Origin of the sequence: Shewanella scandinavica (assembly GCF_031932065.1) — a bacterium.
GTDB classification, from domain to species: domain Bacteria; phylum Pseudomonadota; class Gammaproteobacteria; order Enterobacterales; family Shewanellaceae; genus Shewanella; species Shewanella baltica.
In genome coordinates this window covers 232,172-246,976 of record NZ_JAUOES010000007.1, presented here as the reverse complement: position 1 = coordinate 246,976, position 14,805 = coordinate 232,172, and the positions used below count along the sequence as shown (strand labels likewise).

The window sequence follows — 14,805 nt, the reverse complement described above, 5'->3', positions numbered from 1 at the left end:
TACGCCCAGCATGGGCATGAACTAATGAGGTGAAAGTCCTCTGTAGGAAGATCACCGTTCAATAACATGCTGTTATTAAATGTTAAATACTAGTGAATGGCAAGTGCTTATCCGCGAGGATTTAATGACGGGATAGGGACCACTCTCTTGTTATTAACAGTTAACTCCGAAGCAACAGAATACGCCTCCCCTCGGAGTTGCCGCAGGGCGAATAAACTTTATTGAGACATCCATTGTTAAATTTAGTGACAGGTATACTCGGGAATTAACGAGATTAAGTACTTGCATGAAAGTGACCGTTGGGCGGCAAGGATGCCGTCGTCGAGCCCTCAGGGATGAGTTTATGGCGTGTCACTGGAATGCAAGTACTTAATCTTTTTGCGAATCAGAAAAGAGAAAAATATGGAACATGCATAACTCTTTAAGGATTAACTGCCGACACAGAGACTACAGAAGTTCACCTTACCCTTCAAAACCAGTCTCAAATGCATGTAACTTCGCAAGGGGCGTCTTGGCTGCTAGTGAAAACAAGAGCAAGGAAGATAGGACGAGCAGTCCTCCTTGGTCGACTTTTTATTGTCATCCCAAAACCACCGCCTCTGGCGGTGGTGATTGTTCCTTGAGGCTATAGCCTGAATTACGCCCATGCTAAAAGAGACTTCTTATTCACCACAAGTAAGAGGAAACGAAAAGCATGGGCGATTATAGAAGTTCATCACATGTTTATTGGCGTTGCAAATATCATATTGTTTGGACTCCGAAGTACCGTTTTAAAATATTAAAAGGAAACCTTGGTAAGGAGTTATACAGGTCAATTTATATCCTTTGCAATATGAAGGGTTGTGAGGTTTTAGAATTAAACGTTCAGATAGACCACGTTCACTTGGTAGTCATAATCCCGCCGAAGCTGTCAGTATCAACGCTGATGGGAGTATTGAAAGGAAGAAGTGCGATAAGGCTATTCAATAAATTCTCTCATGTACGTAAAAAGCTATGGGGCAATAGCTTTTGGGCCAGAGGTTATTTTGTAGATACAGTAGGGGTTAATGAAGAAATCATTAGACGATATGTGCGCCATCAAGATAAACAAGATCAGGAACATGAGGCTCAATTGTCGTTGCAGATGATGTAGTTTTTGGAATAGCCCCTTCCAGGGGCAAGTCAAAGCCGCCTTCTAAGAAGGCGGATTCTTTACTAAAAATTAAGGGGTGAAGCCCCACGACTTTGATTTTAATTAATGTAATAAAAAAGCCAGACTCAGTCTGGCTTTTGTTCAACTCTCACAGGTGAGAGAGCTTATTCTTCGCTATCACCCAGTGACAGCAGGGTCGCATTACCACCGATAGCGGTGATGTTGTTAGTGCGAGTCTTTTCAGTCACGAAGCGAGTTAAGTAGTGTGGGCCACCGGCTTTAGGGCCAGTACCAGACAGGCCTTGACCGCCGAAAGGCTGTACGCCAACCACAGCGCCGATTTGGTTACGGTTGATGTAGACGTTACCTACGTTAACCTTGTCAGCTACTTCGAGGGCATGGCCTTCGTTACGGCTGTGGATACCTAAGGTTAAACCAAAGCCTGTGCTGTTGATCTCGTTGATCACTTGGCTTAGCTCGGCAGCCTTGTAGCGGATAATGTGCAGGATTGGGCCAAAGTGTTCTTTCTCAAGCACTTTAATCGAATCAATTTCAACCGCAGTGGGCGAAACAAAGTGACCGTTTTCAGTGCCAGCAGGCAGCGGCATTTGCTTGATAAGCTTACCGACTTGCTTTATGTGGTCGATGTGCGCATCTAAGTTGGCTTTGGCGGTGGCGTCAATCACTGGGCCTACGTCAGTTTTCACTGAGCTTGGGTTGCCAATCACTAACTCATCCATCGCGCCTTGCAGCACTTCGATCACGCGATCGGCAATGTCTTCTTGGAGGAAGAGTACACGCAGCGCCGAGCAACGTTGACCTGCGCTGGTGAATGACGATGAAACCACATCGTTAACCACTTGCTCAGGTTGTGAGGTTGAGTCCACCACCATGGCATTTTGACCGCCAGTTTCGGCGATTAATGGAATAATCGCGCCATCACGGTTTGCCAGTGTACGGTTAATCAGTTTTGCTGTGCCAGTTGAACCGGTAAAGCACACGCCACCGATACGTTCATCGGCCGTAATTGCGCTACCCACAGTCGCACCTGTACCCGGTAGGAATTGCAGAACCTCAACAGGAATACCTGCTTGGTGAGCAAGTTGTACTGCACGGTAACCAATAATCGAGGTTTGCTCCGCAGGTTTCGCGATAACAGTGTTACCCGCCGCTAATGCCGCAGACACTTGGCCGAGGAAGATAGCCAATGGAAAGTTCCACGGGCTTATACACACGAATACGCCGCGGCCTTGGAGGAACAGTTCGTTCAGCTCACCTGTTGGGCCAGGAAGCAGTTCAGGTTTTGCCATCATCTTCTTGGCTTGTACTGCGTAGTAACGACAGAAATCAACTGCTTCACGTACTTCGTCGATACCGTCTTGAATGCTCTTACCCGCTTCACGGGTACACAAGGCGATCAATTCTTCGCGGTTTTCTTCTAATAAATCAGCGAGTTTTTGCAGCGCAGAGGCACGGGTTTCAACTGGCGTACGTGCCCATGAGGCAAACGCCGCTTCAGCAGACGCGAGTGCTTGTTCTATGGCTGCGTCATCGGCAAAGGCCACTTGACCCACGGTTTGAGTGGTATCGAATGGGCTAACAACCGTTTTATGTTCGCCAGTTAAAGTTTTACCGTTAACCAGAGGACCCGCTTGCCATTGGGTATTTTTAAATTGTTCTAAAGCTGCGAAAAACGGCTCAGATTCGGAAATGATGTTCATATTGAGTCCCTTGGAATTTTTGCGTTCGCTACCGAAAATATCGGCAGGTAATACGATTTTGTTGTTAGCCAGGGTTTTATAGCCCGTCAGCGTTTTTAGCGGATGCACCACTAATGACTCGATGGGGGTTTTAGGATCGACAAGCTTGTGGACGAACGACGTGTTAGCGCCGTTTTCCAGCAGACGACGCACTAAGTAGGGCAGCAGATCCTTATGGGCACCGATAGGCGCATAAATACGTACCGATTTGGCGCCAGCTTCCGACAGAATAGTGTCGTACAGCTCTTGTCCCATGCCGTGTAAGCGTTGGAATTCATGGTGACGATCGCCTGCCATATCGGAAATCGCCGCCACAGTTTGCGCATTATGGCTAGCAAATTGTGGGTAGATAGCGCCGCGAGTTGCATCCGATAGCAAGTAGCGGGCGCAGGCGAGGTAAGACACGTCAGTACCGGCTTTGCGAGTGTAAAGTGGGTAAGCGGCTTCGCCCGCTTGTTGGGCCCATTTCAGTTCGCTATCCCAATAGGCGCCTTTTACCAGACGCAAGGGGATTTCATCACCTTGCTCTTTGGCAAGACGCGTTAACCAAACCAGTACGGGCAGGGCACGCTTAGAGTAAGCCTGCACCACTATGCCGAGTAATCCCCAGCCTTTTGCCGCTTCTGAATTAAACAGTTTTTGGAACAGTTTAAGTGACAACTCGAGGCGATCGACTTCTTCAGCATCAATAGAAATACCGATATTTAAGCCGCGAGCCAGTTTTATCAGGCGGATAACTGTGTCGTACAGTTCAGTTAAAACGCGGTCTTCATTGGCCACTTCGTAACGTGGGTGCAATGCCGATAGCTTGATTGAGATCGTTGGGCGCGGTGATTCATTTTCGTTATAGCTTTGAGCACCGAGCTCGGTTATCGCATTGGCGTAATCGGTATAGTATTTTTCGGCATCTTTGCGCGTTAACGCCGCTTCACCCAGCATGTCGTAGGAATGGGTATAGCCTAACTTACGCTTGTCTTCGCTGTTCTTCAGGGCTTCTTTCATGTTGCGGCCCAGTACGAACTGCTTACCCATGATCTTCATCGCGGCCATCATGGCTTGGCGGATTACTGGCTCGCCGAGACGATTAACTAAGCGGCTCAGTAAGTTGCTTGGGGTGCCATCGATTTTTTTATCGAGTTTAACAATCTTACCTGTGAGCATTAAGCCCCAGGTCGATGCGTTAACGAGTACAGAGTCACTCTTGCTCATGTGCTCATCCCACTTAGCGCCTGAAAGCTTATCTTCAATCAGTGCATCGGCAGTGGCCGCATCGGGAATACGCAGCAGCGCTTCGGCTAAACACATCAGGATAATGCCTTCCTGTGTTTCTAAGCTGTACTGTTGCAAGAAGGCATCAATGCCGACCATCAACCCTTTTTTATCGAATTGACGAACCTTGTTAACCAGTTCGTGGGCACGACGAGTGACGCGCTCTATGGCTTCATCACTGGAGGGAACTAGTTGGATCAACTCTGACAAGTATTGTTCTTCATCGACAATGTAGTTGTCGCTGATCGCTTTGAACAGTTCGTCGAGATTGGCAGAATCGTAGCGGCCTGCCAGCACTTCACTCGCTTTGAACATAGTTATCGCTTCCATCTTGGCCGTTATTGGGGCGCTATTGTTGAAACAAATTGGGAGGCGCCAAACGCATTTGATATTTTGTATACAATATGAAGGTTTGCGCGCGCAGATTATACAACCAAAATGTGACGGACAACACTATAGCGTGAAAGATTGTGAAGCTTGTTTGATTGGTTTGTTAATAATACCAATCGTATTAAATATCTGTTCATTCAGCGGGAGTTCAACGCGCTTTAGACAAGGCGAAGGCTTGAAGGCATAGTGGTGCTCTGTCGAAAGCCTTAAACGCAGTATAAAGCGCGTTGAAACCCGCCCTTCGGGAGCCTCACAGGCATCCCACTCCCGTGTTGCATTGACTTAAAAGGGAATGACCATTTCTGCGTCAATGCGCCTTGGATTGAGATGCCTGTGAGGCTCTGAACTGATTAGATATTTAAGGTGATTGGTATAAGTCGATGTAACGCTTGATTGACAAAAAAGCCAGTGTTTGAAAACACTGGCTTTTGGAAGGTAAATGAAGACTTTTTGTGTGTCAGACTTACATCCAACGTTTTTTACTGCGACGTTGTGGTCTAGGTAAATACACTAAAATAATGCCTAGGATTAACCCCATACCTGCAATTAATCCGCCTTGGCGCCATAGTTCAAAACGCTCATCTTGGGCTGAGCGATCAACCGCGACTTTAAGTTCATCACGTTCTTGAGTGGTTTTGGCGAGGTTCGTTTCTAACTCGCTTAGTTTAGCCTTCAGTTCGGTCACTTCGTCGGCGTGGTTATCAGTCGAACTTAATACTCCCGCTAGTTTAGCTTTAGCTTGTGCAAGCTCAGTGGTTAACGCTGGCACTTGTTCACGGAAACTTTGAGTCGAGCTGATTAGGTTAGTTTGCACCCAACCTTCGCGGCCTTTATGGTCGATGATTTTAGAGTAATCACCTTGGGTTTCGTTGAGCAGTGTCACAGGTTGACCGGCTTCAATCGAGCCAAGAATTCGAAACTCAGTACCAGGGCCACCTAAAAGATAAAGAAACACGTTATCCGAGATGTAACGGGATTGGCCTTCGGCCAGCAGGTTGGAAGACAGTAACATCATTCCTACCAGAGTCAGGAGTCTAAACACTTTTGTATTCTCATCAACGAAATAGTCTGCACATGCTAGGGATTTGAGGCCTGTAATGCAAGAGGGAAGTCATAGACTTCCCTCAACTTTACTGCATCCATGCTATGACCATTCCCTTTTCACTCAATCTTTCCTATGACCTTCTAGTCCTAGGCGCTAATGCTACTTAACTTCAGCAACTTATTTAGCGAAACTTCTTAATTAAAGATACCTTTAATCATGTAGAAGAAGATGATTGATAGGCCTGCGCCTGCAGGTAGGGTCACAACCCAAGACACAACGATATTACGCACTACACCGATGTTAATCGCTGCGATACCACGGGCCATACCCACACCTAATACCGCACCGACTAAGGTTTGTGTGGTAGAGATAGGTAAGCCTGTGCCTGATGCGATAACCACTGTCGAAGCCGCTGCTAATTCAGCCGCAAAACCACGACTTGGCGTCAGGTGAGTGATGTTTTTACCGATGGTTTGCATCACGCGCTGACCAAAAATCGCCAGACCCATCACAATACCTACGGCACCTAAAGGTAAAATCCACCAGACTAATGGCGATTTTGATGCAATTTCACCGCCGCTGTTAACGACAGAAACAACCGCCGCTAAAGGACCAATCGCGTTGGCAACGTCGTTTGAGCCATGGGCGAAAGCCATACAACAGGCTGTCAGTACCATCAGGATCGCAAACACTTTTTCAACGTTTTTGAACTGAGTTTGACGGTCAGTTTTGTCGCTCATTTTTAAACGTGAAATCGCCACTTTACCCACTAGACCAACCACAACCGCGATTGCGCCCGCTAACATATAAGCTTCAGCGCCGCTTAAGTGAATACCCACGTGGGATAAGCCCTTAAGAATGGTCACTAAAGACATCATAAAGCCAGCAAATGCCATGTAGAAAGGCACATAACGCTTAGCATTACTCAATGGGTCATCAGTGTTGAAGATAAGCTTCTGTACGCTTTGGAATATGATAAATGCCATAAAGCCTGAGATTGCAGGGGTAATCACCCAAGAACCTACGATACCGCCCACTTTACCCCATTCAACCGAATCAGTGCCTACACCGACTGCCGCGAAACCAATAATGGCGCCGACGATAGAGTGTGTAGTCGATACTGGCCAACCTAAAGCAGACGCGACGACTAACCAAATACCTGCCGCTAATAGCGAACCTATCATGCCGTAAACCAGCAATTCAGGTGTATTAGTGAAGTAACTGGGGTCAATAATCCCATTACGGATTGTACTGGTGACTTCGCCACCCGCTAAAAACGCGCCCGCAAACTCAAAGATCATCGCGATAATAATCGCTTGTTTGATCGTAATTGCGTTTGAACCTACAGAGGTTCCCATCGCATTGGCAACGTCATTCGCGCCAATACCCCATGCCATGAGAAAACCAAATGCAGCCGCAACGGCAATAAGCCACGGGCCATTGGTGACTAAGACGTTAGCCACCTCAATACCTGCATCAACCATATTGATACCTTGATAACCTTATTTGTTAAACGCGAGCCAGCATAAGCTCAAGACGTGAACCGACGCGTTCGGCGAGATCTGCAAGACCACCGACCCACTCAATCGTTTTGTATAGGAACATCACATCGACAGGATTCAATTCAGATTCCATGGCGAATAACTGACGGCGTAACTGAATTTGTAGATCGTCAGTATCTTCTTCGATGATATCGAGTTCGTTGATCATTTTTGCCACTAAGTCGACTTCACGACCACGGAAACCTGTTTCTAACAGATCTTCGAGTTCATTAATGACTTGTTTTGCTAGTGCTACCGCATCAATACAGCGTTGTAGATAAGCAATAAAAGGGACTTGCATGACCTGAGGGATTAACAGCTGACGGCCGATAACACGACCAGAAATATCTTTTGCTTTGTTGGCAATCTTGTCTTGTTGAGTTAAAAGTTCCAATAAATCTGTACGTTCTACTGGCATAAACAAACCGCTTGGCAGAGTCAGGCGGATTTCACGCTTCAGTGAATCTGCTTGCTTCTCGGCTAAACTAATTTGCTTACGTAATTGAACTGCACTGTCCCAGTTACCTGTGATAGTGGCTTCGAAAAAGGGGACGAGTAACGATGCGCAATCGTGTACTTTGTCCATGTGCTCTTGAAGAGGCTTAATTGGCGATTTTGCAAACACGCCCAAAATAGAGTTTACTGGCATTGCCGTTTACCTATTTAGATTGTTCCATTATTGGAAAAAGCGGGCGCATGTTAACCTATGCGTCCGCGTATTGAAACTGTGTTTTTTCAGAAAAAACGACAGCTTTATTCTAACGGGTTATATATCAACTGCAAAACCAAATCCTACGGGATTTTTATGACAAATTTGTGACATTATGAACTAAAGATGACGCATCAATGAAAGTTTGATGACAAAATGAGCGGTAACGCAATGAATGCTGAGATTGAATTAAAACTGTTTTTCCTGTCGATATATCAAGAATCCCTGATAAATAAGTTAGATAGTCTCGATAATGCCGTCCCCCAAGGTAAACGTCGTTTGGCGAATGGTTACTTCGACACACCTGACTTACAACTGCGTCAGTGGGACATGGGTTTGCGGGTGCGCGGTTACGATGCACATAGAGAGCAGACCATAAAAACCGCTGGGCAAGTCGTGGGCGGGATTCATTCGCGGCCCGAATATAATGTGACTATCCAAGCCGATAGCCCAGATTTAAGTCTATTCCCAGCCAGTATTTGGCCCGCCGATGCGGATTTAGCCGCCACACAAGCCCAGTTGACCTGTATATTTCACACCGATTTTTATCGCCGTGCTTGGCATGTCCAAATTGATAATAGCTTGGTCGAAGTGGCGTTAGACATAGGTGAAATCACCGCCAATGGTCAGCAAGAAGCGCTGTGTGAGCTCGAGTTTGAACTCCTCAGTGGCGATACTGAGGCACTACTTAAGCTGGCTATGCAAGTGGCGAGCGTGGTGCCTGTGCGGTTAGGTAAAGCCAGTAAAGCACAGCGCGGCTATCGATTAGCGGGTAAAGCTAAGCCGCTCGATTTAAACGCATTGGAATTTTTGCCACTGACAGAGTCACATGATTCTTCTTCACAGGATTTAAGTGCAAACTGCCAAATCCTGCTTGAAACCGCGCTTGAGCGTTGGCAATTATTAGAAAGCATGATTGCAGAGGAAAGCAAACCCGAAGCCTGTGTGGCACTGTGGTGGCGGATGCGCGCCTGTATTCGTCTACTGCGGATGACCTTAAGTCAGTTCGGATTATTGAATGTGACACTGTCGAGTCAATTCATGTCGATTGAAAAACAGCTCGATTTTATCGAGCAAGCACAGACGCTAACCGCCTTGCTTGGGAGCCAAAGGGGCTTATTCGCAAAACTTGGCCAACATGCCCAAGTTAAAGCGCGGCTCATGGCGCAGCTGAGTGAAATACATCTAACAGAACGTTTACTCTCCTTGTGGCAGCAAACTGAATATGGTCAATTACAGCTGGCGATTGTCGAGATTTTGCTTAAGGTCAGTGCCGGTGAAGTGGATATCAGCAATCAGCCTAGCTTACGCCAGCATGCCGACCTTGCCCAGCAAGCCTCTTGGATGGCAATCGTGGAGGTAATGCCACTCAATACTGTCATGACTGCCGCAAATTACTTGCAAGTGGCAGCAGTGCTTGATGAGAGCATTTTAGTCGGTCACGCCTATGGCAGTTTATATGAGGCGAAATCACGGAATGCATTTCGCGCACCTTGGCAAGATTTAGTGCTTGGGATTAAAACCTTAGCCTGCTACCGCGCGGTGCATGATGCGAGCCGAGAGTTGGATATCGATTTAAATGAATGGCTGGAAGACAAACAGCAAAGTTTATTATTTGCCATGGAGTCGACGCGTCGTAATGCGATGCAGCAACAGGCCTATTGGTAGGGTTATGTTTATAACGTTGAACTGATCCTAAGTCTATTGACTGGCGCAGCACTGATTCTAGCTCGGCACTGAAAAATACTAAGGGCTCAATCCAATATGGATTGAGCCCTTTCTTTTGTAGATTGTTAGCCAATTCTTCGCTAAATCAGTTATTTCTGGTTTCGATAACCTGTTTAAGCTCTGCAATTTTTGCGAGCATTTGCGCTTGGTTCTGTTCCATTTTCTGCTGGTTTTCTTCCATTCTCGCTAAGGCTAATTCAAGCTCTGACTTTATTTCGGCTTTATGGGCCTCTTGGCGTTCCTGACGCTCAGTTTCATCGGGCGCGACAAATACCGATGCCATATAACCTGAGATCACCCCGAAAAAGCTCACGCCGCTGACAATCACAATACCGCCTATGATATGGCCAGCTGTCGTCACCGGATAATAATCGCCGTAGCCGACAGTCGAGATAGTGACTAACGCCCACCAAATCGCTTGTTCTGCGGTTTGGATATTGGCGCCTTCGGTGCCGCTTTCGACGATCAAAATGATCACTGAGGCTAAGGTCAGAATCGTCACCATAGCGACGAGCAAACTGGCTAAGGTGGCTTGTTTACGTTGTTTGATCAGCGGAAGCAGCAGTGAACGACTCATACGGATCAAGCGTATTACCCGCAGTATTTGAAACAGCCGCGCCATGCGCAGGGCTTCAATTGCCGGAATACTGGCAATAAAATCAATCCAATGGTGCCGAATGAAAAAGCGCTTATCGCGAGCACGGACCAACCCAATAAAGAAGTTGATCATGAAAATCATACAAATGCTGGTATCGACGAAAAAGAGTAAACGGTAGGTTTCGCTATCGAGGCGGCCGAAGGTCATAACGAGCACTATGATCACCGACAGCAGGGATAACAGCATCATCGCCATTTCGAATGGAGAAGGGGTGCCAAGGGTGCGAAGTGACCATGGGTTTTTATCTGTCATGCCAAACATGATCCCTGTTAAGTGCAGCGAATATCTCAACTAAAGTAAAAGACTTTAGTCTATGAGTAAATTGTCTTAGTCAATAAAAGGGCTATTTGTCGATTAATCACGCCAGCCATTTACATAAAGGGCTGACGCGTGAAGTGATCGCGGCGTTAGGTTTCATCCACAAAGTGAACTAAATCGTCGAGTACACGGCGTTTAATTTCTAGCTGCGAATCAGCGCTTAACCCATATTTTTCTGCCAGTTGCACATAATCATCGGCATTGAGTGACACAGTAAGGCGCGGACGCGATGGCCGCTTCGATACGCTCAAGCCCAAAATAGTGCGAATTTGATCCGAAGGGCTCACGCCTGCATCTAACGCGGCTTTACGAATTGAGTATTGAAATTTTTCATCGAGATCGAAGGCTACTTGCGTTGCTTTTGCGGCCTGTTGGTTCTTCAACCATTGCTCGGGGAGAGGGTGTTTGGTTTTACTCATGGCGTATTACCTATTGCTATCAACCGTTTCTAGCGCTTATCTGTGAGATTGTATTGGGATTATCGATAAAGTGCGAGCACGCACTTTATCTTATTTTTGGGTTATTTCGCTGGCCAGTAATCTCGAATATCCGTCAGTGGACGATATAGGGTTAAGACAACATCTGTGTCGCCACCTTCGTAGACTTCCACTTCGACGGCGCAGCTTTCATCGTCATCGAGCAGTAAATAATACTCGAAGGGCTCACCCGTGGCGCCATTGGCGTCTTGTGGTGGTTTTTGACCGCGGTAATCCTGACGATGGAAATAGCCAAAAGCGGCAAACGTTACTTGGTGATATTGCTTTCCAAGCCATTGTTCCAGTTGTTCCGCTAAGTCGGCCGGTAATATTTGAGTGGTTAACTCGGCATGGCCCGGTTCATCGAACAGGGCGCTGAACTGCTCAAGATCGAATAACTGTTCCACTTGGGCGCGGGAAATCTTAATCGAAAAGGCGAGATAGGTTTCGTCGTCTTCTTCGATACTTAAAAAGAGTGTGTCGCTGCCATGACCTTTGAGTAACCATTCGGTTTGCTGTTTACGTTCAGACTCGTAGGTATGTACGGCTTCGACCCTCAATTGTTGACCACGAAGTTGTGGCGGCAGGGCAAAGCTGTCATCAATTGAGATCATGTCGCCCACATTGAGCTGGGATGGGTGATTGAGCTCGCGCTGTGGCGCTGCTTTCTTACCAAAAATACTATTGAAAAATCCCATAGTGACTCCTGCTGACTATGCTCGCGTGCGGCTTCAAATCGATTGGCTGCGGATCGTAACGGGCAATAGTGGTCAATTATTTTATGCGGATGAAACAAAAAAATGCCGAGGTCAGTAGGGGGTGATGATCCCACTGAGACTCGGCATTCGGTCAATCATTGCTTAGCTTTTACGTGCTTTGATTCGGTCTAGCACAGCATTTGCATTCGACTTTTGCTCACCAATACCGGCTTCGGCTAGCTTAGATTGCAGTGACTTGTCACTGTTTTCATCGGCTAAGGTTTCTGCCGCTTTCAGACGATCGTCAAACTGTTGCTGACGTGCCTTGATGCGCTCGAGTGAATCTTTAGCGTTCAGCAGCTTAGAGTTGCTAGACGCGAACGAGTCAGTAATGGTAGCCGTGGCTTTTTGCACGCTTTCAGTGGTTTTAACCATGCTCAGCTGACGTTGATAATCAGACAGTTGGCGCTCGGTTTTCTTCACTAAGTCTTTCAAACGTGCAGCATGGGCGCTAAAGCTATCGTTGGCGCTTTGTTGCTCAGACAGCTCTTGATCTAACTCGGCAATCTTCTCTGCAATTTCAATTGCTAAGGCTTCATTACCTTTGTCCAACGCTTGAGTCGCATAACCTTCGTGTTCGGCAATCGAACGTTTCAGGCGGTCGATTTCACGGCTGGCTTGCATTTCTTTCGCCATGACATCGGTCAGTTCACGTTTAGCATTGGTTAAATGCTTTTCTGCGTCACGGATTTCCTGTTCGAAAATACGGGTTGAGTTTGCGTCAACGATGCCTTGACCCACTTCGGTAGCACCACCACGAAACGCTGTTAAAATTTTATTCAGAATGCCCATTTTGTGGCTCCTTATTTCAGATAATCGACCATTTCATCGATAACTTCTAAACAGTTATCGGATAAAACTGATAATTCTTGCTCGATTTCGAGCATGCTAGATTGTAGTGATAGCGCACCGTAAACTACGTATTTGTCATCAATTTTTGCAAAGGATGACAAAGGCATTGGAATGTTGAGCTCTAGCATGGTTTCAAACATTTCACTGCGACGATCTTGGTTTACTTCGTTCTCGCCCCACAGGTAGCTGATGCAGAGCACTTGGTTGTCCGTCACCGATACAAATACCGGGATTTCTTCACGGCCAACCACATTCACTTGCAACACTTCGACTTCACCATCGATTGGATAACAATCAAATTGAAAGCCAGTTTGGCTGGTGTTGCCAAGACTGTTGAGGTGATTGGCAATGGTATGGATATTCATATTTGTCCTTATTGACATATTATGTCTGTGTTCAAAGATAGCACTGAGACATAATATGTCAAGCACTATCTCATCCTATTAAAAAAGATTGAGTCCCTGATTCTCGGACCAGTCTTGTAAATGGTAGTGATACAGCTGCAACGAACCCAATTCATTGGGTTTTATTTTGGCGGCATCTTGATAAAAATTTGCAGGAAACTCAAACGCGCCATCCACTAAACCTAAGGTGAGCCAGTCATCTTTGATGGGCAGCTCAATTAACTTAGCTAATCTGTGTTGTGCATCAAGTCCGCTTGCGGTGGCGATACTCCAGCCCCATTCGCCAAAACTAGGCACATTATGGTGGTACTGTTTGACGTCAAATCCTGCCAATGCCAAGGTTTTTGCTACCGAAATAAAGGCCTTAGGGGCATGGTAAGGCGATGTTGACTGTACAGTCAGAGCACCATCACTACTCATAAGTTCCTTTAATTTACGGTAGAAATAATCCGAATACAGCTTATTAAGATCGGGATGGCTCGGATCGGGCAAGTCCACGATAATCGCATCGTATTTCACGCCTGTGGCAATCAGCTTATCGACGCCATTAAATGCATCGTCGTTGATCACAGTGACACGGGGATCGTTTAGCGCATTGCCGTTGAGCGTCAACATAGCGCGGCTCAAACGCTCGGGCATATCCGTATCGGGCGACTTAAATAATTGCACTAGGCCGACATCGAGATCGAGCAGCGTCACTTGCTCAGGCTCCCAGCGCAACACTTGCTTAAGACCGAGTCCATCGCCGCCGCCAATGATCAACACCTTGTGATGACGGGCACTGGCTGCGAGTGTGGGATGCACGAGAAACGCATGGTAGATGTGTTCGTCTATGCTAGAAAACTGTAAGCGACCATTGATGTATAACGCATAAACGGGCGGCAGACCGTTACCGCGCAGTCGCTCGGTGAAGGTCAACTGTTGGAAGCGTGTCGCCTTGGCGTAAACCACCTTGTCTTTATAGAGCAAATTATTAAATTCTTGTTCCCAGCGTGGGCCGTGGATGGCTAACACGAGTAAAATGCCTGTCACGATAAAGTGCCCAGTCAAAAGCAGTTTAGGGCGGCGGATTTTAGGCCAGAAGCGCCAGATAAACACAAAACCCGCCAACAGGTTAAAGCTGGCAGTTAAGGCGGCGGCAAGTTGGATATCAATGGCAAGCATAAAGCCCACCCAAATGGCGGCACCTATGCCTGCACCTATGTAATCGGCGCCGTAAATGGTCCCCGCATTGTGCAGCAAATGCTCGTCAGAAAGAGACTGGCGCACTCTGGCGATCAGTGGGATTTCCATACCTATCATCAGGCCCAGCAACACGCCCCACACATAGGGTAGGTATTCGCTGAGTTTTTGTAGCGAGCCTATCATGCCGCCTTCGGGCAGTTGATCTGGTGGTAAACCTAAGGTGTTGGCAATCATCAAGGGCAGTTGTTGGCCGAAACCAATCACCGCCGCTGTGATTAAAATGGCGAGTGAGCCGCAGAGTGCGACTGTGAGTTCTAAGATCACAAAACCGGTAAAGGCATCACGGATCTTACGTGCGGCGAAGGCACCTAGCCCCATGGAGACTATCATCAAGCCAATCATGGTGTAGATGGCGGCTTCTAATGCGCCTAAAATGCGCCCTGCATAGTGGGATAAAAGATATTCGTAAATCAGGCCGCAGCCTGCTAATACGGCCATAATGCCCAATAAGAGGACATCGTCGAACCAACCTAGGCGGCTAGGTTTAGCCGCCGAGGGGGTTAAGCTGGTTTCTTGCATT

12 protein-coding genes are annotated in these 14,805 nt (G+C 47.0%); 2 read left to right on the top strand and 10 right to left on the bottom strand.

The genetic code is table 11. From position 1 onward, the window contains the following. The first annotated feature begins 694 nt into the window (after positions 1-694). Entirely contained in the window at positions 695-1,132 is a 438-nt protein-coding gene (gene tnpA, locus Q4Q50_RS08470; protein WP_311899037.1) for an IS200/IS605 family transposase, read from the top strand. Between the two features lie 164 nt (positions 1,133-1,296). Here the strand turns inward: tnpA and putA are convergent, their stop codons facing one another. From putA to Q4Q50_RS08450, 4 genes are all read right to left on the bottom strand, one after another. Beyond that, complete coding sequence (putA, locus tag Q4Q50_RS08465; protein WP_311899036.1) at positions 1,297-4,491, bottom strand: bifunctional proline dehydrogenase/L-glutamate gamma-semialdehyde dehydrogenase PutA; 3,195 nt, start codon at positions 4,489-4,491, stop codon at positions 1,297-1,299. 523 nt (positions 4,492-5,014) lie between these two features. Continuing rightward, entirely contained in the window at positions 5,015-5,563 is a 549-nt protein-coding gene (locus Q4Q50_RS08460; protein ID WP_311899035.1) for a TIGR04211 family SH3 domain-containing protein, read from the bottom strand. 227 nt (positions 5,564-5,790) lie between these two features. Then, entirely contained in the window at positions 5,791-7,080 is a 1,290-nt protein-coding gene (locus tag Q4Q50_RS08455; protein WP_006082932.1) for an inorganic phosphate transporter, read from the bottom strand. Between the two features lie 25 nt (positions 7,081-7,105). Further along, positions 7,106-7,786 carry a TIGR00153 family protein gene (locus Q4Q50_RS08450; protein WP_105251552.1) on the bottom strand — a complete coding sequence of 227 codons (681 nt, stop codon included), beginning with the start codon at positions 7,784-7,786 and terminating at the stop codon, positions 7,106-7,108. Positions 7,787-8,017: 231 nt separating this feature from the next. Here Q4Q50_RS08450 and Q4Q50_RS08445 point away from each other — a divergent pair, with 231 nt between their 5' ends. Then, positions 8,018-9,514, top strand: a complete 1,497-nt coding sequence (locus tag Q4Q50_RS08445; RefSeq protein WP_311899045.1) for a CYTH domain-containing protein — start codon at positions 8,018-8,020, stop codon at positions 9,512-9,514. Between the two features lie 145 nt (positions 9,515-9,659). Here the strand turns inward: Q4Q50_RS08445 and Q4Q50_RS08440 are convergent, their stop codons facing one another. The 6 genes from Q4Q50_RS08440 to Q4Q50_RS08415 form a co-directional block, all read right to left on the bottom strand. After that, positions 9,660-10,484, bottom strand: a complete 825-nt coding sequence (locus Q4Q50_RS08440) for an ion transporter (RefSeq protein WP_311899034.1) — start codon at positions 10,482-10,484, stop codon at positions 9,660-9,662. A gap of 155 nt (positions 10,485-10,639) precedes the next feature. After that, positions 10,640-10,969 carry a hypothetical protein gene (locus tag Q4Q50_RS08435; protein ID WP_006082928.1) on the bottom strand — a complete coding sequence of 110 codons (330 nt, stop codon included), beginning with the start codon at positions 10,967-10,969 and terminating at the stop codon, positions 10,640-10,642. Positions 10,970-11,070: 101 nt separating this feature from the next. After that, on the bottom strand, positions 11,071-11,724 hold the full coding sequence (locus Q4Q50_RS08430) for a DUF4178 domain-containing protein (RefSeq protein WP_006082927.1): 654 nt from the start codon (positions 11,722-11,724) through the stop codon (positions 11,071-11,073). Positions 11,725-11,886: 162 nt separating this feature from the next. Further along, complete coding sequence (locus Q4Q50_RS08425; protein WP_006082926.1) at positions 11,887-12,576, bottom strand: PspA/IM30 family protein; 690 nt, start codon at positions 12,574-12,576, stop codon at positions 11,887-11,889. 11 nt (positions 12,577-12,587) lie between these two features. Further along, positions 12,588-13,001, bottom strand: a complete 414-nt coding sequence (locus Q4Q50_RS08420) for a YjfI family protein (protein WP_006082925.1) — start codon at positions 12,999-13,001, stop codon at positions 12,588-12,590. Positions 13,002-13,079: 78 nt separating this feature from the next. Continuing rightward, on the bottom strand, positions 13,080-14,804 hold the full coding sequence (locus Q4Q50_RS08415; protein WP_311899033.1) for a polyamine aminopropyltransferase: 1,725 nt from the start codon (positions 14,802-14,804) through the stop codon (positions 13,080-13,082). Position 14,805: the final 1 nt, after the last annotated feature.